This window comes from Streptococcus sp. 2579 (assembly GCF_013277195.1).
GTDB lineage: Bacteria > Bacillota > Bacilli > Lactobacillales > Streptococcaceae > Streptococcus.
In genome coordinates, this window is record NZ_VMMM01000013.1 from 18,286 (window position 1) to 38,556 (window position 20,271).

21 protein-coding genes are annotated in these 20,271 nt (G+C 40.4%); 4 read left to right on the top strand and 17 right to left on the bottom strand.

The annotated features are described in order from the left end of the window. Positions 1-196 precede the first annotated feature (196 nt). The 16 genes from HT725_RS07140 to HT725_RS07215 all read right to left on the bottom strand — a co-directional run bounded on the left by HT725_RS07140 (position 197) and on the right by HT725_RS07215 (position 14,994). Entirely contained in the window at positions 197-1,012 is an 816-nt protein-coding gene (locus HT725_RS07140) for an endonuclease/exonuclease/phosphatase family protein (protein WP_173253324.1), read from the bottom strand. A 51-nt stretch (positions 1,013-1,063) separates the two neighbouring features. Continuing rightward, positions 1,064-3,244: a PTS transporter subunit IIBC gene (locus HT725_RS07145; RefSeq protein ID WP_173253325.1), complete on the bottom strand. Its 2,181-nt coding sequence runs from the start codon at positions 3,242-3,244 to the stop codon at positions 1,064-1,066. A 407-nt stretch (positions 3,245-3,651) separates the two neighbouring features. After that, positions 3,652-4,578, bottom strand: coding sequence for a permease-like cell division protein FtsX (ftsX, locus tag HT725_RS07150; RefSeq protein ID WP_172931928.1), 927 nt, complete (start codon positions 4,576-4,578; stop codon positions 3,652-3,654). Beyond that, on the bottom strand, positions 4,571-5,263 hold the full coding sequence (gene ftsE, locus HT725_RS07155) for a cell division ATP-binding protein FtsE (protein WP_000022265.1): 693 nt from the start codon (positions 5,261-5,263) through the stop codon (positions 4,571-4,573). The genes ftsX and ftsE overlap by 8 nt, the downstream gene beginning before the upstream one ends. 17 nt (positions 5,264-5,280) lie before the next feature. Next, a protein-coding gene (prfB, locus tag HT725_RS07160) for a peptide chain release factor 2 (RefSeq protein ID WP_100127798.1) occupies positions 5,281-6,376 on the bottom strand; the annotation gives its coding sequence in 2 pieces (ribosomal slippage) (positions 5,281-6,303 and positions 6,305-6,376; 1,095 coding nt in all). 122 nt (positions 6,377-6,498) lie between these two features. Next, positions 6,499-7,155 carry a CBS domain-containing protein gene (locus HT725_RS07165; RefSeq protein WP_000268665.1) on the bottom strand — a complete coding sequence of 219 codons (657 nt, stop codon included), beginning with the start codon at positions 7,153-7,155 and terminating at the stop codon, positions 6,499-6,501. A 303-nt stretch (positions 7,156-7,458) separates the two neighbouring features. Further along, on the bottom strand, positions 7,459-8,169 hold the full coding sequence (locus HT725_RS07170) for an ABC transporter ATP-binding protein (protein ID WP_173233721.1): 711 nt from the start codon (positions 8,167-8,169) through the stop codon (positions 7,459-7,461). After that, entirely contained in the window at positions 8,169-8,933 is a 765-nt protein-coding gene (locus HT725_RS07175) for an ABC transporter ATP-binding protein (protein WP_001185997.1), read from the bottom strand. The genes HT725_RS07170 and HT725_RS07175 overlap by 1 nt, the downstream gene beginning before the upstream one ends. Continuing rightward, positions 8,933-9,889, bottom strand: a complete 957-nt coding sequence (locus HT725_RS07180; protein WP_173253326.1) for a branched-chain amino acid ABC transporter permease — start codon at positions 9,887-9,889, stop codon at positions 8,933-8,935. Before HT725_RS07180 ends, HT725_RS07175 begins: the two co-directional genes overlap by 1 nt. A 3-nt stretch (positions 9,890-9,892) precedes the next feature. Beyond that, on the bottom strand, positions 9,893-10,762 hold the full coding sequence (locus tag HT725_RS07185) for a branched-chain amino acid ABC transporter permease (protein ID WP_023933553.1): 870 nt from the start codon (positions 10,760-10,762) through the stop codon (positions 9,893-9,895). Positions 10,763-10,878: 116 nt separating this feature from the next. Beyond that, positions 10,879-12,039, bottom strand: a complete 1,161-nt coding sequence (locus HT725_RS07190) for an ABC transporter substrate-binding protein (RefSeq protein ID WP_138700164.1) — start codon at positions 12,037-12,039, stop codon at positions 10,879-10,881. 84 nt (positions 12,040-12,123) lie between these two features. Further along, positions 12,124-12,390: a YlbG family protein gene (locus tag HT725_RS07195; protein ID WP_050223575.1), complete on the bottom strand. Its 267-nt coding sequence runs from the start codon at positions 12,388-12,390 to the stop codon at positions 12,124-12,126. A gap of 78 nt (positions 12,391-12,468) precedes the next feature. Then, positions 12,469-13,059: an ATP-dependent Clp protease proteolytic subunit ClpP gene (gene clpP / locus HT725_RS07200; RefSeq protein WP_050242379.1), complete on the bottom strand. Its 591-nt coding sequence runs from the start codon at positions 13,057-13,059 to the stop codon at positions 12,469-12,471. Positions 13,060-13,232: 173 nt separating this feature from the next. Next, complete coding sequence (gene upp, locus HT725_RS07205; protein WP_000515974.1) at positions 13,233-13,862, bottom strand: uracil phosphoribosyltransferase; 630 nt, start codon at positions 13,860-13,862, stop codon at positions 13,233-13,235. An 88-nt stretch (positions 13,863-13,950) separates the two neighbouring features. Beyond that, complete coding sequence (locus tag HT725_RS07210) at positions 13,951-14,418, bottom strand: cytidine/deoxycytidylate deaminase family protein (protein WP_000136976.1); 468 nt, start codon at positions 14,416-14,418, stop codon at positions 13,951-13,953. A gap of 18 nt (positions 14,419-14,436) precedes the next feature. Further along, entirely contained in the window at positions 14,437-14,994 is a 558-nt protein-coding gene (locus HT725_RS07215) for a TetR/AcrR family transcriptional regulator (RefSeq protein ID WP_173217662.1), read from the bottom strand. Between the two features lie 124 nt (positions 14,995-15,118). Between HT725_RS07215 and HT725_RS07220 the strand changes: the two genes are divergently transcribed. From HT725_RS07220 to HT725_RS07230, 3 genes are read left to right on the top strand one after another with little or no spacing between them, the layout of a single operon-like run. Continuing rightward, positions 15,119-15,964 (top strand): DegV family protein, encoded by an 846-nt coding sequence (locus HT725_RS07220; RefSeq protein WP_173217664.1) that lies wholly within the window; start codon positions 15,119-15,121, stop codon positions 15,962-15,964. A gap of 58 nt (positions 15,965-16,022) precedes the next feature. Beyond that, complete coding sequence (locus HT725_RS07225; protein ID WP_173253327.1) at positions 16,023-17,195, top strand: NAD(P)/FAD-dependent oxidoreductase; 1,173 nt, start codon at positions 16,023-16,025, stop codon at positions 17,193-17,195. Between the two features lie 48 nt (positions 17,196-17,243). Next, positions 17,244-17,765: a DUF1697 domain-containing protein gene (locus tag HT725_RS07230; protein WP_173253328.1), complete on the top strand. Its 522-nt coding sequence runs from the start codon at positions 17,244-17,246 to the stop codon at positions 17,763-17,765. 41 nt (positions 17,766-17,806) lie between these two features. Here HT725_RS07230 and HT725_RS07235 read toward each other — a convergent pair whose 3' ends face one another. Further along, on the bottom strand, positions 17,807-18,547 hold the full coding sequence (locus tag HT725_RS07235) for a MerR family transcriptional regulator (RefSeq protein ID WP_173253329.1): 741 nt from the start codon (positions 18,545-18,547) through the stop codon (positions 17,807-17,809). A gap of 349 nt (positions 18,548-18,896) precedes the next feature. Here HT725_RS07235 and HT725_RS07240 point away from each other — a divergent pair, with 349 nt between their 5' ends. Next, positions 18,897-20,237, top strand: coding sequence for a sodium-dependent transporter (locus HT725_RS07240; RefSeq protein ID WP_173253330.1), 1,341 nt, complete (start codon positions 18,897-18,899; stop codon positions 20,235-20,237). Positions 20,238-20,271 lie beyond the last annotated feature (34 nt).

Here is a 20,271-nt window from a genome sequence, read left to right on the forward strand (position 1 = left end):
TTACAGTAGTCTCACTTATTTAGGCTATTTCCAGTAGCTTTTCTAGTCAGAAAAAGGCTAGAATTTTATAATTCCAACCTCTTTTCATACTCAATGAAAATTAAAGAGCAAACTAGGAAACTAGCCGCAGGCTGTACTTGAGTACGGCAAGGCGACGTTGACGTGGTTTGAAGAGATTTTCGAAGAGTATCAGTTATTATTTCCAGTTTAAAATAGCATTCAAACCATAGTGATCACTCACTTGTGGACTCTTGTTACCATCAAATACGACATGTAAATTTTCGACCTCTAACTCTTTGGTAGTAAAGACATAGTCGATTCGAAGGGGTTCTGTATTCCCCTTCCAGCCATCAATTTCTGGTGGAACAGTATAGCTACCACTTTTCTCTTGAGCAACTTCAAATGCGTCTTGTAAGCCTAATGGACTAGCTAAAATAGCTTGGTAGCCTTCCTGTCCAGCTGGGTTGTTGAAATCTCCAGCTAGCAAAAGTGGCTTGTTCAATTCTTTCAAGACAGCCTCAAATCGTGCCCATTCTTCTTGGAAACCTTTATCCCACCAAGAAAGGTGGACACTGGCAACTGCAAGCTCCTTACCATCAACTACAGTTTCAGCCAAGGCAACACGGCGAGTATGATAGTCTGTTGGATCATCCACATCTGAAACCAAAATTTCTCTGGCTTCAATAGGTGTTTTAGACAAGATAGCCACACCTTCATGGTAGCGGTCATAACCGATATGATTATAAGCCCAAGTCCAGTAGTAATTTTTCCCTTGCTCAGACAACTTTTCAACCAAGAGTCTAACATAGTGGTCTTGGTGAATAGGCTCAGCTGCTGGCAAAGCTTGATAAAGGTCATTAACGTCCACCTCTGGCGAAGTAATCTCCTGATTGATTTCTTGGAAACAAATCAAATCATAGTCCTTTTCAAGAATATCCTCAAGCAAAATCTGGAATTTTTCCTCAGCTTCTTTTTCCATCCAACTGTGAGTATTGAGTGTTAAAAATTTCATTCTTTTCTCCCAAAATAAGAGGTTGGAATACAGTTTCCAACCTCAAGTATATTACAATTCTACTTTAGCAACTGCTGTTTTAGCTGCAAGAGAACCTGTTTTTTCTAATTTAACTGATTTAATTGCATCACCATTTGTGAAGACAACTACTGTTGAAGTCTCACGTCCTGCTGCACGGATAGCATCCAAGTCAGCTGTGACAAGAAGATCACCTGCTGCAACTTTTTGTCCTTCAGCAACATGAACTGTAAATGGTTTACCTTCAAGACTTACTGTGTCCAAACCAATGTGAACCAATACTTCAAGACCTGCTTCAGTCACAATACCAAGAGCATGTTTTGTTGGGAAGATGCTTGATACAGTACCTGAAACTGGAGATACAATGTTTCCATTTGCAGGTTCTACTGCAAATCCATCACCCATCATTTTTTGAGCAAATACTGGATCTTTTACTTGTTCCAAAGCAACAACTTGGCCGTCTGCTACTGAGTAAACTTCCTCAGTAAGACCTTTGAAGTGAACAGTGTTTTGTTGTGCTTCTGTCATTTGGCTTGGAAGAGTTTCAGGAATGATTTCACCTGAATCAAGGATATCTTGGATATCAGATTTCAATACGTCAGCTTTTGGACCGTAGATAGCTTGAACCCCTTGTCCTTTCATGACAAGACCCATAGCTCCTTCTGCTTTCCATTGCTCTGCATTTCCTACTTTATCTGCATCTTTAACAGTTACACGAAGACGAGTCATACATGCATCAACATCAACGATGTTTGCACGTCCACCAAGAAGGTTAATAATGTTTACAGCTTGAGAACCTGCTGCAACTTTCACTTCGCTGCTAGATTCTTCTGAACCTTCAGCAGTTTCGTAGTTTCCGTTACGCCCTGGAGTTGCGTAGTTGAATTTTTGAATCATGAAGTTTGCGATAAAGTACATGATTACAGCAAAGAGAACAGTTACCCAAACGAAGTTAACGATATCCATACCGATACCAGCACTGATTGCAATAGGTGTACGAGTCAAGAACTCGATTGAACCGAATGAGTGCATACGTAGGTTTACGACGTCAGCCATAGCGAAGGCAGCACCTTGAACAAGTGAGTAAACAAGATACATAGGTGTTGCGACGAACATGAACATGTATTCGATTGGTTCAGTAACCCCTGTCAAGAATGTTGCAAGAGCTGTCGCAATCATCATACCTTTGTATTTGTGTTTCTTGTCAGCATCAACATTACGGTAGATAGCCACAACCACACCCATCAAGATACCGAATGAACCAATCATTTGTCCAACTTTGAAACGAGCTGGGTGAACAGTATCTAACAAGTGTTGGTATTGACTAGCATCAGCACCTTTAAGGTTTACAAGGTCTGTTACCCATGCAAGCCAAAGTGGATCTTGACCAAATACTTGGCTACCTTTTGCTGCACCAGTTAAGACTTCATAAGTACCACCAAGAGCTGTGTAGTTCATTGGGATAGTCAACATGTGGTGAAGACCAAATGGCAAGAGCAAACGTTCCAATGTACCATACAAGAATGGTGCAAGGATTGGAGCAGTTTCTTGTGAGTTGGCAATCCAGATACCAAAGCTATTGATACCAGTTTGCACAAGTGGCCAGAAAGCAGCAAGTACAATTGCAGCAATTATTGAACGAAGAATAACTACAAATGGTACAAAACGTTTTCCGTTAAAGAATGAAAGTGCATCAGGAAGCTTACGGAAGTTATAGTATTTATTGTAAGCAGTTGCTCCAATAAAACCAGAAATAATCCCTACGAATACACCCATGTTCAATGCTGGGGCTTCCATAACACTAATGAAGTAATCAGCAACTTTGATTGATCCACCAAAGAGAGTTGTTACCATAGCATCTGGATTTTTCAACATATCGCCTGATACACCAAAGATTGTACCAGTGATACGGTTAATCAAGATGAAGGCAAGACCAGCGGCGAAAGCACCACCAGCACGTTCTTTAGCCCAGCTTCCTCCAATAGCGAGGGCGAACAAGATATGAAGGTTAACGATAACCCCCCAACCGATTTGCTCTAGGACACCACCAGTAATAACGAGTGGAGCAAAGTTAGGGTTAATCATCACGATAGACTTACCGATTGAAATCATCAAACCAGCAGCCGGCATAACCGCGATAACCACCATCAAAGCCTTACCGAATTTTTGCCAAAATTCGAAAGACAAGACATTTTTGAATGTATCTTTCATCATTCAAATCTCCTTTATTTTTATTTAGGCAAACGTTTTACGAAAACGTTTGCACCTTTTATGATTTAATTATACCACTTTAATTTTTTTTGTAAAGGCTTTTACAAAAAAAATTACACTTTTTTCAAAAAATTTTCTAGTGCCAAATTTCAAGTTCAAATTAGCCATCAAGAAGTCTTCTCTGAGCGACTTCTTGATACTCTTCGAAAACCTCTTCAAACCACGTCAGCGTCGTCTTACCGTATATATGTGACTGACTTTCTACAACCTCAAAACAGTATTTTGAGCATCCTGTGGCGAGCTACCTAGTTTGCTCTTTGATTTTCATTGAGTATTAGAAGTCCCTTTTCTAAAATTTTTGTAGCAAAAAAGGAGATTTTGCAATCTCCTCATAAAAGTAATTATTTTACCTAAATCTTCAAGAATCGGCGCATGGAAATTCCTGACCCCAGTGAACCAATAAAAATTCCAATCACAAATAGTAGGGCAATCATCAACGGACTAAATAAATCTGGACTAATCATGGATAGATTTTGTCCTACCAACGATTTATTGACAGATTGGTAAACCATTTGATAAACAATAAAGACTAAAACAGATGGTGCGATAGCTCCCAATAAACCGATAAAGGCTCCTTCTAACAAGAACGGTCCACGGATATAACTGTTTTTAGCTCCGACCAAGCGCATGATTTGAATTTCGCGACTGCGGGAAATAATGGTAATACGAATGGTATTTGAAATCAAGAAAACTGCGACAAAAATTAACAAAGCTGCAATCCCTAGTCCCCAAACACGGATAAATGAGGCTAACTTGAAGAGTCTTTCTGTATTGGCACCGCCATCTTGAACCTCAGAGACACCTTCAATTTTTTTAGCACCTTCGGCTATAGTTTTTACATCATTTGGAGTATTTGCCTCTACAATATAGGCATCATAGAGAGGATTGGCATCTCCTTCAAAGATTTTCCAGTTATCTCCCATTGTCTCGGTTAACTTTTCATATTGTTCTTCTTTACTTGAAAAGGTAACACTCTTAACAGTAGACATGTTCTTCAAAGAATCATATACCTTGTGGTAGTCATTATTTGTAACAGTTTGACCTTCTTTTTCAATTGTCTGACTGTTATCTTCCACATCCTTTCGGATATAAACTACTACACGGACATTATTTTCAATATCTGTAGCTAGTTTCGCTGTATTGAAAATAACAGAAGCAAATATTGCCACCAAGGTCAAAGTAATCATGACTGAACTGACAGCAGCTACTGTCATCCAACCATTTCGTTTCAAACTTTTTAAGGCTTCAAATAAATGGCGAAAAAATCTACTAATCATCGTATCCATACTCTCCTTTTGATTCGTCACGAACGACACGGCCATTTTCAATGGCAATGACACGGTGGCGCAAGGTATTTACAATCTGGCTATTATGAGTCGCCATCAAAATAGTTGTCCCTTGTAGGTTAATCCGTTCCAAGAGATTCATAATTTCCCATGAATTATCAGGATCCAAGTTTCCTGTTGGTTCATCGGCTATCAATACTTTGGGATTATTTACAATGGCACGTGCAATCGCAATCCGCTGTTGCTCTCCACCTGAGAGCTCATTGGGGAAAGAACGAACCTTGTGCTTCAAGCCAACCAAGTCTAAAACTTCCATCACACGTTTTTTGATATTACGGCGATTTTCCCCGATTACTTCCATAGCGTAAGCAATATTTTCATAGACCGTTTTCTTTGGCAAGAGTTTATAATCCTGGAAGACAACCCCAACACTACGACGTAGAAGTGGAACATCTTTCTTTTTAATCTTAACCAGATTAAAACCAGCAACTGATAGGCTTCCTTTATCGATTTTTACTTCACGATATAGAGAACGAATGAAGGTTGACTTCCCTGCTCCTGAAGGTCCTACAATGTAAGCAAATTCCCCTGGTTGAACACTGACCGAAACACCGCGTAGAGCAGTCGTTCCGTTGTCGTATTTTTTGACGACATCTCTCATTTCAATGATTGACATGTGACTTCCTTTCTATATTAGCTAATTCGCCACTTGAGATAGGCATCGATAAAACCATCTAGGTCCCCATCCATAACCTTATCTACCTGAGCAACCTCAAAGCTAGTTCGGTGATCTTTTACCATAGTATAAGGTGTGAAGACATAAGAACGGATTTGGCTTCCCCATGTGATTTCTTTTTTCTCACCCTTGAGGGAATCTACCTCCGCAGCTTTCTTCTCTTGCTCCATTTGATAGAGCTTAGCCTGCAACATCTTCATAGCTCGATCTCTATTTCCATACTGGGTCCGATCCACTGTTGATTGGACAACAATTCCAGTTGGAATGTGGGTTAAACGTACACCTGTTGAAACCTTGTTGACGTTTTGTCCACCGGCACCACCTGAACGGAAGGTATCCATCTTGATGTCATCTTCCCTGATTTCCACTTCAATGGTATCGTCCAACTCAGGCATCACTTCTACAGATGTGAAAGAGGTATGGCGACGTTTAGCAGAGTCAAACGGCGAAATTCGCACCAAACGGTGAACTCCCATTTCTGACTTGAGAAGACCATAGGCATTAGGCCCTTCAAATGATAAGGTCACTGACTTGATACCAGCTTCATCCCCTGCTTGGTAATCCAATACTTCCACTTTAAAGCCTTTGGCATTGCCATAGCGAGTATACATACGCAGCAACATATCACCCCAGTCCTGAGCCTCTGTACCACCAGAACCTGGATGGATTTCCAAGATGGCATTGTTGTGGTCATAAGGTTCCGACAAGAGAAGCGTCATCTCATAGCTGGTCATCATCTTATCAAGTTCGGCTAACTGCTCTACCAGTTCTTCTTGAACCGACTCGTCTTCTGCTAAAAAGTCTAATAAAATTTCGACTTCATCCTGCAATTCTTCCATTTTGTGGAAGGTGTTGTAGGTGTTTTTTAATTCATTTAATTCTTGCGACGTTTTTTGGGCCGCGATATTATCGTTCCAAAAATCAGGTTCTGTCATCTTATTTTCCAAGATGGCAATCTCTTCCTCTAGACCTTCTAGGTCAAAGAGACCCCCTGAAAGAAGCTAATTTTTCACGATTTGCGTCAATTTTCTGACGGATTACTGAAATGTCCATAAATACTCCTTTTTTACATCATTTCATTATAGCATATTTTATCATTTCTTTCCATCTTTTGCTATAATCCCTTTTTTATGAAAAAAGAACCTATGAAAAAAGAAGCCTTTGGGCTTCCCTTCTTACAAGACTTTTGCTGAAGTGCGAGTGATTTCTTCCACTTGAATACCATTTGCTTCAAATTTTTCTTTCAAGGCTGGTAAATCAATTGATCCATCGATTTGCACTTCGATAATGACCTTACCATCCTTACGCGGAATATTGACTGTATGGGAGATATTCAAATTTTCTTCAACGATTAGAGAAACAATCTTACCAAGGACACCGACTTCATCTTCTGTAACAAAGCGCACACGAATTCCTTCTTCACCATAACCAGCAATTTCAAGAAAGGCTTGGAAAACGTCACGGTCCGTAATAACTCCGTATACTTGATGATTATCTACGACAGGAAGAATACCAATCTTGTTTTTCAACATCAAATAAGTTGCATCCTCTAGACTCGCATAGCCTGAAACAGTGACAACATCGCGAATCATGACATCTTTTACTTTTGTCTTATTTAGAAGATAATTCATCTCATAGATAGAAAGACTGGTTGCTTTTGATGGACTAGCTTGCGCAATGGTTCCCTCAGTTACCAAACCAACCAATTGATCATTTTCGATAACAGGCAAGCGGTGCAACCCTTGCTCTCTCATCAAATCTGCTGCATGAGATACTGTTGTATCTGGACTAATATACACTACCTTGCGGGTCATAAAATCTTTAACTGCCATGAGACTTCTCCTTTTCTATTCTTATCCCTATTATACAATCTTTTTGTAAATCTATCAAACGCTTACATTTCTTTTTCAAAATTCAGAAAAGTATGAATAAGCTAGCAAAAAGAGCTCTGAAAGCGAGCTCTGTGAATGAAGGTAAGAAACGTTTCATTCCATTTTTTCAATTATTAGAAATTCATCTTTCAAAGTAGATGCAGATTTGTTTGCAATCTAAATATGCCGACTAAAACAATCCACTGGATAAGATAATTGCTTCGCAATCTTCATCCACCGACTAAAAAGGTCCCCCAGACCTTTTTAGCCACCCAGATATGCTTTTCTGACTTCTTCTGATGAGGCGAGTTCTTTTCCTGTTCCTGATAGGACAATTTTTCCTGTTTCCAATACATATCCTCGGTCAGAGATTGCGAGTGCTTTATTGGCATTTTGTTCAATCAAGAGGACAGTTGTTCCTTGTTTCTGGATATCTTGAATGATATCAAAAATCTCTTGGATAAAGATTGGGGCAAGTCCCATTGATGGTTCATCTAAAAGAAGAAGTTTTGGCGTTGACATAAGAGCGCGTCCCATGGCAAGCATTTGTTGTTCTCCTCCTGAAAGAGTGGCTGCGTCCTGGTTCTTGCGTTCTTCAAGACGTGGGAAACGTGAGAAAACCTTCTTCAAGTTAGCTTGATTTTCTTCACGGTTTTTCTTTAAGAAAGCTCCCATTTCAAGATTTTCCATAACAGTCAAGCCAGGAAAGACGTGGCGTCCTTCTGGTACTTGTGAAAGACCACCTGCCACGATTTTTTGAGCTGGCATTTTTTGGATTTCTTGACCTAAAAATTCAATCCTTCCTGAACTTGGTCGAACCAAACCAGACAAGGTACGGAGAATGGTTGTTTTACCAGCACCATTGGCACCGATAAGGGAAACAACCTCTCCTTCATTCACTTCAAAGCTTACATCACGGACTGCTTGGATCATGCCGTAATGCACAGAAAGATTATCAACTTTTAACATAGACATTAGGCTTCACCTCCTAGATAAGCTTCGATAACGCGTTTATTGGTCTTAATTTCGTCAGGAGTTCCTTGTGCAATCAAACGGCCATATTCAAGTACGTAGATACGTTCTGTTACTTCCATGACCAGATTCATATCGTGTTCAATCAGCATGATTGTAATCTTAAATTCATCTTTGATGCGACGAATTAACTCAGTCAATTCCGCTGTTTCCTGTGGATTCATACCTGCTGCTGGTTCATCTAAGAAGAGAATTTTAGGTTCCGTAGCGAGGGCACGAACAATTTCCAAACGACGTTGTTGTCCGTAGGCAAGGTTTTTAGCGAGAGTTTCTGCATCACCATCTAAATCAAAGATTTTAAGCAATTCCAAGGCTTTAGCCTTTAATTCTTTTTCACTCTTGTAAAAAGCTGGTAAGCGTAAGAAACTAGCAAAAACATGTTGTTTGTGATGGTTGCCAAAGGCAATCAAAACATTATCTAAAACTGTTAAATCTTTAAAGAGACGGATATTTTGGAAAGTACGTCCAAGTCCCAAAGAGGCAATCTTATAAGGTGATTTCCCATTCAAAAGGTGACCATCTAGGGTTACTGTTCCCTCGCTTGGTTCATAAACACCCGTCAAGAGGTTGAAAAGGGTGGTTTTCCCAGCTCCATTTGGACCGATTAGTCCAACCAGTTCCCCTTCGTTCAATTCAAGAGTCACATCTCCAACAGCTGTTAAACCGCCAAAATGTTTGGTTAACTGTTTTACTTCAAGTAATGCCATTAGTTTTGTTCCTCCTTTTTAGATTTTTTAAAGAAACGTGATAGGCTCAATTCCCATGTTCCAAGAAGTCCACCTGGTCTGAAAATCATTACCAATACCAAGGCCAAAGCGTAGATAATCATACGCACGCTAGCAACATCTTGGAGAAGCATATTCAAAATTCCCAGAACAATAGCTGAAACAATGGCACCTGTAATGGAACCAAGTCCACCAAAGACAACAATGATCAAAACGTTGATTGAGTTGATGAAAGTGTAATCTTTCGGTACAACAGATCCAATAAATCCTGCCTGAAGTGACCCTGCAATACTTGCAGTAATAGCACCAAAGACAAAGGCGATGATTTTAATTTTAGTCGTATTAACCCCAACTGACTCAGCAGCGATTTCATCCTCACGAACAGAGAGGGTTGAACGACCAATTGGACTACGCAAAAAGTTCAAGGTTGCAATGGTTGTAATCACGACAAAGAAGTAAACCATTTGCCAAGTTGTAAAGTTTGGAATTCCCAAGATACCTGCTGCACCATTTGTAAGGCTTCCACCATTGATGATAAAGATACGGATAATTTCAGAAACACCAAGAGTCGCTACCGCAAGATAGTCCCCCTTCAAGCGTAAGGTTGGAATTCCGACAAGCAAGGCAACTGCCCCAGAAAGTAAAGCCCCTACAAGCATAGCTCCAAAGAAGGCACCGTAGGTTGGTGATTTAGCACCAATAATAGCTGCTGCATAGGCACCAATCGCCATGAAACCAGCATGACCAAGTGAAAATTGACCTGAAAAACCAACGATTAAGTTGAGACCAACAGCCAGAATAATATTAATTCCGATTTGTTGTAAAATCTGTACATAGAATAGATTGAGTACTCCGACTGAAACCAGTACACTAATCAAGCCATAGCCAGCTAACAAAAGGAGTAACCATAGAATATTAACTTTTAAATTTTCTTTCATCGTTTACACCTTCTCTTTCACATTTTTACCAAGGATACCAGCTGGGCGGACAATCAAGATCAACAACAAGATTCCATAAACAATGGCATCACGGAAGTCTGACATCCCAAAGGCTGTCGCAAAGGTTTCCAATAGACCAATCACAAAACCACCAAGCGCCGCACCAGGAATGATTCCGATACCACCAAGTACTGCGGCAACGAAAGACTTAAGACCTGGAGTAACCCCCATCAAAGGCTCAAGAGAGTTATAATAAAGGGCAATCAGAACACCAGCCGCACCCGCAAGAGCTGAACCCAAAGCGAAGGTAAAGCTGATCGTACGGTTTACATTGATCCCCATCAATTGCGCCGCATCGCTATCTACAGATACAGCACGCATGGCTTTCCCCATCTTAGTCTTTTGGACAATGACCTGTAACAAAATCATCAAAATCAAGGAAATGGCCAAGATCATTAACTGCACGTTTGTTAGGCTAACTGCTCCCAAATCATAGCGAACTGTTTGAATCGCTTGGGGGAAGGCACGAGTATTGGCACCAACCAGATAGACCATCCCATATTCCAATAGGAAAGAAACCCCAATAGCTGTAATCAAAACAGCAATACGAGTAGAGTGACGCAAAGGTCGGTAAGCGAGAAACTCAATCACGACACCAAGGATAGCTGTCGCTAGCATAGCTACAATAAGCGCTACAAAGAAATTCATTTGGAAAGAATTAATCAAGAAATAACCGATAAAGGCTCCCATCATATAAATATCACCGTGGGCGAAGTTGATGAGCTTGATAATTCCGTAAACCATGGTATATCCTAGGGCTAACAGCGCATAAACACTACCTAGAATCAAACCATTTACTAGTTGTTGGAGCATAAGATTCACTCTTTCTATTTATAATTTTGAGGGTTGCCCCTCACTTTTTGATAGGTTCTTAAACATCGAAACAGGGAGTGAGTCCGAGGCTCAATCCCTATTTCAACATTTTTCTATTATGGTTTTACAACTTCTGCTGCTTCAACCTTACCATTGTTCATGGTCATCATGTAAGCAGTTTTGACTGTGTTGTGATCTGCATCGAAGCTTGTTTGACCAGTTACACCTTCAAAATCTTTTGTTTTAGCAAGATTATCCTTGATTTCACCAGAGTTTTTAGCACCTTTTGCTGCGTTTGCTACAAGGTGAACTGAGTCATAAGCCAAGGCTGCAAATGTTGAAGGCTCTTCGTTGTACTTAGCACGGTATGCGTCAAGGAAGGCTTTTGCTTTAGCTGAAACTTCTACAGTAGTTGAGAAGCCTGAGATAAAGTAGATGTTTGATGCTTTTTCAGCAGTTGCTTGTTGTACAAACTCCTCACCGTTGAATCCATCACCACCAACGATTGGTTTGTCAATTCCCATACCACGCGCTTGGTTTACAATTTTACCAGCTTCAGTGTAGTAACCTGGGACGATGATAGCATCAAAGTCTTTCCCTTTCATTTTTGTAAGGGCTGCTTGGAAGTCTGTGTCACCTGCTACGAAAGTTTCATCTGCAACGATTTCACCCTTGTATGACTCGCGGAAAGATTTAGCAATACCTTTAGCATAGTCACTGGCATTGTCAGTGTAAAGAACAACTTTCTTAGCATTTAATTTTTCAGAAACATAGTTTGAGATAATTTTTCCTTGGAAGCTATCTTGGAAAGTTCCGATAAAGAGGTAATCTTGACCTTTAGTCAATCCATCTTGCGTCGCACTTGGTGAGATCAATGGAACACCTGCTTTTGTAGCGTTCGCTACCGCAGCTGCAGTCGCACCAGATGTCGCAGGTCCTACGATTGCTGATACTTTAGATTGAGTTACAAGGTTAGTTGTTACTGAAGCCGCCTCAGCTGTTTCAGACTTGTTATCTTTATCGACTACTTCGATTTGTTTTCCATCGATACCACCTGCGGCATTGATTTCATCAACAGCAAGTTGGGCACCTTTTTGTTCAGATGTTCCGTAGGCTGCTACGGCACCAGTTTCTTCGAAGTTAAATCCGATTTTGATTGTCTTTTCCTCTACTGAGTTACCAGCAGTGTTGACTGCTCCAGACTTCACTTCTCCACAGGCTGCAAGAAGTGCTACACTTGCAAGCGCCACAAACGATAGGGCAAATTTTTTCTTCATCTTTTTTTGTCTCCTTATTTCTTAAATAGTCTGTTAAGAATATACCGAATTATCAGAAAATTGTCAACACTTTTCTTTAATTTTTTATCTGATAACGTTTTCTTCTCGGTAAAGATTGCCCACAAAGGGTGTTTCCAGCTCTTGGATATGACAAACTCTGACTTTTTTTATAAATTTTTCCTTGCTCAAGCGCCCGACCAATTGCTCCACTTCTTGAGTTGGAACATAAAGTTGTAAGTAACGATGTTTCTTGGAATGATAGGTAATATCTCCATAATCCTGCAGTTTTTTGGCATCACGATTATAGTAAAGATAGATAATCAAGCCAGATCGATTAACTTTTTCAAACATGATAAATCCTCTTTCTAAGAAATCTCTCCCTATTATACCAAAAAAAGCAAACCCAGTCGAGTTTGCCTTCTATCAACATTAGTTCAATGAATTGTTGGCCATAATTTCATCAATAAAGCCATATTCAAGTGTTTCTTGGGCACTCATCCAGTTATCACGTTCTGCATCTGCATGAACTTTTTCGATTGACTGACCTGAATTTTCAGCCAAGATTTTTTCCAAGGTATGACGAGTTTTAAGCAAGTGTTCTGCAGCGATCGCCATATCAGTTTGTTGAGTACCTCCACCTGTACCGCCCATTGGTTGGTGAATCATATACTCTGCATTTGGAAGCATGAAACGCTTGCCTTTTGCTCCACTTGATGCAATGACCGTCCCCATAGATGCAGCCATTCCCATAACGATGGTTTGGACATCTGCCTTGATAAAGTTCATGGTATCAACGATTGCCAAGCCAGCTGAAACAGAACCACCAGGTGTGTTGACATAAAGGTAAATATCTTTTGTACTATCTTGAGCATCCAAGAAAAGCAATTGGGCAATAACTGAGTTAGCCATATTGTCTTCAACTGGACCTGTCAGCATAATGATGCGGTCTTTTAAAAGACGTGAGTAAATATCGTAGGAACGTTCTCCACGGCTTGTTTGTTCAATAACTACAGGAATCATTTATTTCTCCTTTTGAGTTTTATTTTTGTTGGTCAAATGACTGAAGATAAGACTATTATAATATCTTGGTCAAAAAAGGTCAAATTTTTGCTCTGTTTTCATTAGACAGAAACAAAAATCCAACCCCCTTTCGTGACTGGAACTTCTTTTCCAAGTCAATTTTCTTTTTGATCTTATTTCGTACCGAACAAGCGGTCTCCAGCATCTCCAAGACCTGGAACGATATAACCGTGTTCGTTCAAGCGTTCATCCAAGGCTGCTGTAAAGATTTCTACATCCGGATGAGCTTCTTGAAGGGCTTTTACACCTTCTGGAGCAGATACAAGGCAGACAAATTTGATATTTGATGCCCCACGTTTTTTAAGGGAGTCAACAGCCAAGATTGCTGATCCACCTGTTGCCAACATTGGGTCTACTACAAAAATTTGACGTTGGTCAATATCTTCAGGCAATTTCACCAAATACTCAACTGGTTGAAGCGTTTCCTCATCACGGTACATACCGATGTGACCAACCTTAGCAGCTGGAACCAAGCTCAAGAGTCCATCAACCATCCCGATACCTGCACGCAAGATTGGAACGATAGCCAATTTCTTACCTGCCAATTGTTTTTGAACTGTTTTTGTAATTGGTGTTTCGATTTCCACATCTTCTAGTGGAAGATCACGAAGTACTTCATACCCCATCAACATTGCAATCTCATCTACTAGCTCACGAAAAGCTTTTGTAGAAGTATCTGTACGACGCAAGATTGACAATTTGTGTTGAATCAGTGGATGATTAATAACTTCAATTTTTCCCATTTTTGGAATTCCTTCTTTCAATTTATTCTTCTTATTATACCAAAAAACGGTTTAAAAATCTTTCTAAACCATTTATTTTTGATAATTTTTACATTAGATCTGCCTCTTTAAGAGCTGTCTGTACGGTCTCAAGTGGTAAATGAGTCAATTCTGTTCCCTTTTCTTGATAGAGGTATTGGGCATAGTCGTCCATTCGGTACTGGTTAATATAAACCACGCGCTTGCAACCGACCTGCAGCAATTGTTTTGTACAGTTTAGACAAGGAAAATGGGTTACATAGGCTGTAAAACCTTTAGGAACACCACGCTCAGCCCCTTGGAGAATGGCATTAACCTCAGCGTGAAGGGTGCGAACACAGTGGCCTTCAATGACCAAACATTCGTGATCAATACAATGCTCAGTCCCTGACACCGAACCATTGTAACCAGTGGAAATAACTTTATTATCCTTAACCAAAATTGCACCCACTTTAGCGCGTTTACAAGTGGAACGATTGGCAATTAGTAGGGCTTGGGCTGCAAAATACTCATCCCAGGCTAGTCTTTTTTCAGTCATCTCTTTTCTCCTTTTTCTCTATTTTTTAAAAAATGGTAACCGTAAATCCGCAATCTTTTCAGCAGGTACTTTCATGCCATCTTTAATCCATTTTAGAAGGACAGAGACGATGGCCGAGCTCCAAAAGGAATGAAGATAAGAGCTGACACCTTTTGATTTTCCATGGTATTTTTCTAAAAATTCCTGCATGGCTTGGACAAAGATTTTTTCCAGATGGTAATCTAAGGCAAGTTGAATCACTCTGGCTTCCTTTCTTGCCTCACGGAAAAGGTGAATCCAGACCAGATAAAGGTCTGTCTTTAAATCGTAATGATGCAGCTGTTTCATAATATTGTGGACAGTTCGTTTAAAGACGCTTTCTAAAATCTCCTCTTTGGAATCATAATTGCGATAAAAGGCTGCACGCGAAACGCCTGCACGTTTGACCAATTCAGAAATACTAATCTTGGTCAAGTCCTTTTTTTCCAAGAGTTGCAAAAGGGCTGTTTCGATGGCTTCTCTAGTTAATAAATTGGATTCTTGGTTTGATTTTCTGAGATTTTCAAGAGACTTTTCAGAGATTCTACGTTCAGACATAACATTTTCTTTCTACTTGTCACAACAGACGGATGAGGCTTTTGTTTCAAGGGCTTTCATGATATAATTGTAAAAAAAGACAGAACCTTTGTCAATGTATAACTGACAAAGATGGAGAATTTCTATGACTTGGAAGATTATTGCTGACTCTGGTTGTGATTATCGTCAGCTGGAGACACCAGCTATTGACACGACCTTTGTAAGTGTTCCCTTAACCATTCAAGTAGCTGATCAGGTCTTTGTTGATGATGCCAGTCTTGATATTGACCAAATGATGGAAACCATGTATGCAACTGCAGAAGCTTCAAAATCAGCTTGTCCAAGCCCAGATGATTATTTGCGAGCATTTGAAGGAGCCAAAAACATTTTCCTAGTAACCATCACTGGTACTCTTTCTGGCAGTCACAATAGTGCTCAACTAGCCAAGAATATTTATCTGGAAGACCATCCTGACACTAAGATTCATGTAATTGATAGTTTGTCTGCTGGCGGGGAAGTTGACTTGCTCGTAGAAAAGTTAAATGACTTGATTGACCAGGGCTTATATTTTGAAGAAGTGGTTGAAGCTATCACTGCCTATCAAGAAAAAACCAAGTTGCTCTTTGTCCTAGCTAAAGTCGACAACTTGGTGAAGAACGGCCGTTTGAGCAAGCTTATCGGTACAGTCGTTGGCCTTCTCAATATCCGTATGGTCGGGGAAGCTAGTGAAACTGGAACCCTTGAATTGCTACAAAAAGCAAGAGGAGCAAAGAAAGCGATTCAGGCAGCCTATGAAGAGTTAGTAAAAGCAGGATATACTGGTGGCCGTATCGTCATGGCCCAACGTAATAACGAGAAATGTTGTCAACAGCTCTCAGAGCGAATTCGCGAAACCTTCCCACAGGCGGATATTAAAATTCTCCCGACATCTGGTCTCTGCAGTTTCTATGCAGAAGATGGTGGTTTGCTGATGGGATATGAAATTGATTAATTGCATTCTTGACAAGAGGTGACCATCATCTCTTGTTTTTTTGTGGTACAATAGAGCTATGAAACATTTTGATACTATTGTCATCGGTGGAGGACCTGCTGGTATGATGGCTACGATTTCCAGTAGCTTTTATGGACAGAAAACCCTCCTCATCGAAAAAAATCGGAAACTCGGAAAAAAATTAGCTGGTACTGGTGGTGGTCGTTGCAATGTAACCAACAATGGTAGTTTGGACGACCTGCTAGCTGGAATTCCTGGAAATGGACGCTTTTTATACAGTGTCTTCTCCCAGTTTGATAATCATGACATCATTAACTTTTTTACAGAAAATGGGGTTAAACTTAAGGTCGAAGACCACGGCCGCGTCTTTCCTACTAGTGACAAGTCTCGTACCATTATCGAAGCCTTGGAAAAGAAAATCACTGAGCTCGGTGGTCAAGTTGCTACTCAAACAGAAATTGTTTCGGTTAAAAAGATAGATGACCAGTTTGTCCTTAAATCAGCTGACCAAACCTTCACTTGTGAGAAACTCATTGTCACAACTGGTGGTAAATCTTATCCTTCGACTGGTTCTACTGGTTTTGGTCACGAGATTGCCCGTCATTTTAAGCATACCATTACCGAACTTGAAGCCGCTGAAAGTCCTTTATTAACAGATTTTCCACACAAGGCCTTGCAGGGAATTTCATTGGATGATGTGACCCTAAGCTATGGCAAACATGTCATCACTCATGACCTCCTCTTTACCCACTTTGGTTTGTCTGGCCCTGCTGCCCTACGTTTGTCTAGTTTTGTCAAGGGTGGGGAGGTTCTCTCACTGGACGTTTTGCCTCAACTTTCTGAGAAGGACTTGGCTGCATTTCTCGAAGAAAATCGGGAAAAATCCTTGAAAAATGCTTTAAAAACCTTGTTACCAGAACGCTTGGCAGAATTTTTTGTACAAGGCTATCCTGACAAAGTCAAACAACTGACTGAAAAGGAACGTGAAAAACTGCTCCAGTCTATCAAGTCCCTCAAAATCCCTGTGACTGGTAAAATGTCCCTCGCCAAGTCCTTTGTTACCAAGGGTGGCGTCAGTCTTAAGGAAATCAACCCTAAAACTCTGGAAAGTAAGCTGGTACCTGGCCTCCACTTTGCTGGCGAGGTCATGGATATCAACGCCCACACAGGTGGCTTTAACATCACTTCTGCCCTCTGTACTGGCTGGGTTGCGGGATCAAATCTAATCTAAATATACATTACTCAATGGAACAATCTACCCCAAAAGAAAGGAAGCCCTTTGGAACATATTATCTTGTTAAGGGGAGTTACTCCTAATGGAAAAAATGCTATCCCTAAAATGTCTTATCTAGTAGATATCTTGACAGAAGCTGGTTTTCAACAAGTTCGAACCTATATTCAAAGTGGGAATATCATTCTTGAAAGTGACTTAGATTTAGAAAAAATACGAGAACGTGTTCATACTCTGATAAAAGAAAAAATTGGGGCCGACTTAAAAATGGTTATCAAGAACAAAAGTAATTTTACAAAAATTGTCCAAGAAAACCCTTTTGGAGAACACTATCTTTATGACCGTATACACGTGATTTTTTATCAAGAAGCTATTCAAAGTCTCCCCTTAGAAAAATTAAAAATGGATTACGGCGAAGAAGAAATTTGTGTCGGTAACCATTGTCTTTACCTCTATCTCCCTAGAACTGCAAAACAAAAGAAACTCCATACCAACTATCTTGAAAAGCTTTTTAATGTAGATTTGACCATGCGAAAACTAAATGTAGTAGAAAAATTATTAAGCAAGTAGTGCTTGAATTTAGTAAAAATCGGAAGATCACTCCTCCGATTTTATTTTGTCTGAGTTTGGACATAGTGAGCAATGACATCTGATGTGTACTGGGCTGTTCCTGGGCCAAATTTGTCAATGTTTTCCTTAAACTCTGGATTATAGACATAGCCTTTTCCAATATAACCAAAGACCTCGATAGAGCAGTCAAATCCATAAGTACGGATGGCTTGCAAGAGTTTGCCTGCTTCTTCTTGGTTTTCAGACGCTGTTATCGGTAGACCAGCTTGAAGATTTTGTGCCAAGGCTTGAAAAACTTGGTTGAAGGCAGTAGTAGCCTCGTCTTCGTGACCTTTCTGGCGCTCCAGCGCTTGATCCATGACTTCTTGTCCATATTTCTCTACCGCCTCTTGGTGGTATTTTTGATGGTCTTGGTAGTTAAATCCAGCAAATTTCTCTTGAATGCTCATTTCTCTTTCTCCTTTTTGTTCTTGAATGGTTTTTTGCAAGGTGGAAATCAAGCTATCCAGATGTTGCCTTTCTCGAGTCAAATAGTCCAACTGCCTAGTCAAATGAGGCAATAAATCTGTCCTTTTTTCCTTTAATAGCTCTGCTATTTTTTCTAAAGAAAAACCTAGATATTTATAGTAAAGAATGACCTGAAGGCGTTCCAAATCCTCCTGACTGTAGGTTCGATAGCCGTTTTCCGACTTTAAAGGAACCAAAAGTCCTATCTTATCGTAGTGGTGCAGGGTCTTGACAGAGACACCCGAAAGCTGGGCAGCTTCTTTTATATGGTACATGATTTCCTCCTTATACTCAATGAAAATCAAAGAGCAAACTAGGAAGCTAGCCGTAGGTTGCTCAAAACACCGTTTTGAGGTTGCAGATGAACGCTGACGTGGTTTGAAGAGATTTTCGAAGAGTATTACATTGATAGTATAACCCCTCCCCCTAGGTCAGAGTCAAGCATTTTTGCGAAATTTTTTACTTTATCATAACATGAAAATGGTTTTCTTGACAGACCTTAGAAAACATGATAGGATAGTCAAGTCTATCAATCAAAAGAAAGGCTCATTTTGAGTACTGATGAGGCTAGTTGCCAAGGGCAGTAGCTTTTTCTTTTGTAATACTAATTTTAGGAGTTTAACTATGTCTGAAAAATCGCAATGGGGTTCTAAACTGGGCTTTATCCTAGCATCTGCTGGTTCAGCCATCGGACTTGGAGCCGTTTGGAAATTCCCCTACATGACTGCTGCTAACGGTGGAGGAGGCTTTTTACTAGTCTTTCTCATCTCCACTATTCTAATCGGTTTCCCTCTTTTACTAGCTGAATTTGCCCTTGGCCGAAGCGCTGGTGTCTCAGCAATCAAAACCTTTGGAAAACTAGGCAAGAATAGCAAGTACAACTTTATCGGTTGGATTGGTGCCTTTGCCCTCTTTATCCTCTTATCTTTCTACAGTGTTATTGGAGGATGGGTCTTCATTTATTTAGGTATCGCTATCGGTAAAGCTCTCCACCTAGGCATTACCAATGACTATGCTCAGCTCTTTACCGATATTATTTCCAATCCAGCCATTGCCTTAGGAGCTCAAGCTGCCTTTATCTTATTGAATATCTTTATTGTATCACGTGGGGTTCAAAAAGGGATTGAAAGAGCTTCGAAAGTCATGATGCCTCTGCTCTTTATCATCTTTGTCGTCATCATCGGTCGTTCCCTCAGTTTGCCAAATGCCATGGAAGGCGTTCTCTACTTCCTCAAACCAGACTTTTCAAAACTAACCAGTGCTGGTCTCCTCTATGCTCTGGGACAATCTTTCTTTGCCCTCTCACTAGGGGTTACAGCCATGCTGACCTATGCTTCTTATTTGGATAAGAAAACCAATCTAGTCCAGTCAGGGATTTCCATTGTAGCCATGAATATCTCGGTATCCATCATGGCAGGTCTCGCCATTTTCCCAGCCATGTCAGCCTTCAATATCCAGTCTGAAGGGGGACCGAGCTTGCTCTTTATCGTCTTGCCTCAACTCTTTGACAAGATGCCTTTTGGAACCATTTTCTACATCCTCTTCCTCTTGCTCTTCCTCTTTGCGACGGTCACTTCTTCCGTTGTTATGCTGGAAATCAATGTGGGCAATATCACCAATCAGGACAACAGCAAACGTGCCAAATGGAGTGCCATTTTAGGAATCTTGACCTTCGTCTTTGGAATTCCTTCAGCCCTATCTTACGGTGTCATGGCGGATGTTCACATCTTTGGGAAGACCTTCTTTGACGCTATGGACTTCTTGGTTTCCAATCTCCTCATGCCATTTGGAGCTCTCTGCCTTTCACTTTTTACAGGCTATATCTTTAAAAAGGCTCTTGCAATGGAGGAACTGCATCTTGATGAAACAGCCTGGAAACAAGGACTTTTCCAAGTCTGGCTCTTCCTTCTTCGTTTTATCATTCCTATCATCATCATCGTGGTCTTTATCGCCCAGTTTATGTAATCAAAAAGGACTTGAGTAGTGAACTCAGGCCCTT

What these genes read in the sequence shown, in the direction of transcription:
- HT725_RS07140 (WP_173253324.1), bottom strand. Translation starts at nt 1,012, where the DNA reads ATGAAATTTTTAACACTCAATACTCACAGTTGGATGGAAAAAGAAGCT.
- HT725_RS07145 (WP_173253325.1), bottom strand. Translation starts at nt 3,244, where the DNA reads ATGATGAAAGATACATTCAAAAATGTCTTGTCTTTCGAATTTTGGCAA.
- ftsX (WP_172931928.1), bottom strand. Translation starts at nt 4,578, where the DNA reads ATGATTAGTAGATTTTTTCGCCATTTATTTGAAGCCTTAAAAAGTTTG.
- ftsE (WP_000022265.1), bottom strand. Translation starts at nt 5,263, where the DNA reads ATGTCAATCATTGAAATGAGAGATGTCGTCAAAAAATACGACAACGGA.
- HT725_RS07165 (WP_000268665.1), bottom strand. Translation starts at nt 7,155, where the DNA reads ATGGCAGTTAAAGATTTTATGACCCGCAAGGTAGTGTATATTAGTCCA.
- HT725_RS07170 (WP_173233721.1), bottom strand. Translation starts at nt 8,169, where the DNA reads ATGTCTATGTTAAAAGTTGATAATCTTTCTGTGCATTACGGCATGATC.
- HT725_RS07175 (WP_001185997.1), bottom strand. Translation starts at nt 8,933, where the DNA reads ATGGCATTACTTGAAGTAAAACAGTTAACCAAACATTTTGGCGGTTTA.
- HT725_RS07180 (WP_173253326.1), bottom strand. Translation starts at nt 9,889, where the DNA reads ATGAAAGAAAATTTAAAAGTTAATATTCTATGGTTACTCCTTTTGTTA.
- HT725_RS07185 (WP_023933553.1), bottom strand. Translation starts at nt 10,762, where the DNA reads ATGCTCCAACAACTAGTAAATGGTTTGATTCTAGGTAGTGTTTATGCG.
- HT725_RS07190 (WP_138700164.1), bottom strand. Translation starts at nt 12,039, where the DNA reads ATGAAGAAAAAATTTGCCCTATCGTTTGTGGCGCTTGCAAGTGTAGCA.
- HT725_RS07195 (WP_050223575.1), bottom strand. Translation starts at nt 12,390, where the DNA reads ATGTTTGAAAAAGTTAATCGATCTGGCTTGATTATCTATCTTTACTAT.
- clpP (WP_050242379.1), bottom strand. Translation starts at nt 13,059, where the DNA reads ATGATTCCTGTAGTTATTGAACAAACAAGCCGTGGAGAACGTTCCTAC.
- upp (WP_000515974.1), bottom strand. Translation starts at nt 13,862, where the DNA reads ATGGGAAAAATTGAAGTTATTAATCATCCACTGATTCAACACAAATTG.
- HT725_RS07210 (WP_000136976.1), bottom strand. Translation starts at nt 14,418, where the DNA reads ATGACTGAAAAAAGACTAGCCTGGGATGAGTATTTTGCAGCCCAAGCC.
- HT725_RS07215 (WP_173217662.1), bottom strand. Translation starts at nt 14,994, where the DNA reads ATGTCTGAACGTAGAATCTCTGAAAAGTCTCTTGAAAATCTCAGAAAA.
- HT725_RS07220 (WP_173217664.1), top strand. Translation starts at nt 15,119, where the DNA reads ATGACTTGGAAGATTATTGCTGACTCTGGTTGTGATTATCGTCAGCTG.
- HT725_RS07225 (WP_173253327.1), top strand. Translation starts at nt 16,023, where the DNA reads ATGAAACATTTTGATACTATTGTCATCGGTGGAGGACCTGCTGGTATG.
- HT725_RS07235 (WP_173253329.1), bottom strand. Translation starts at nt 18,547, where the DNA reads ATGTACCATATAAAAGAAGCTGCCCAGCTTTCGGGTGTCTCTGTCAAG.
- HT725_RS07240 (WP_173253330.1), top strand. Translation starts at nt 18,897, where the DNA reads ATGTCTGAAAAATCGCAATGGGGTTCTAAACTGGGCTTTATCCTAGCA.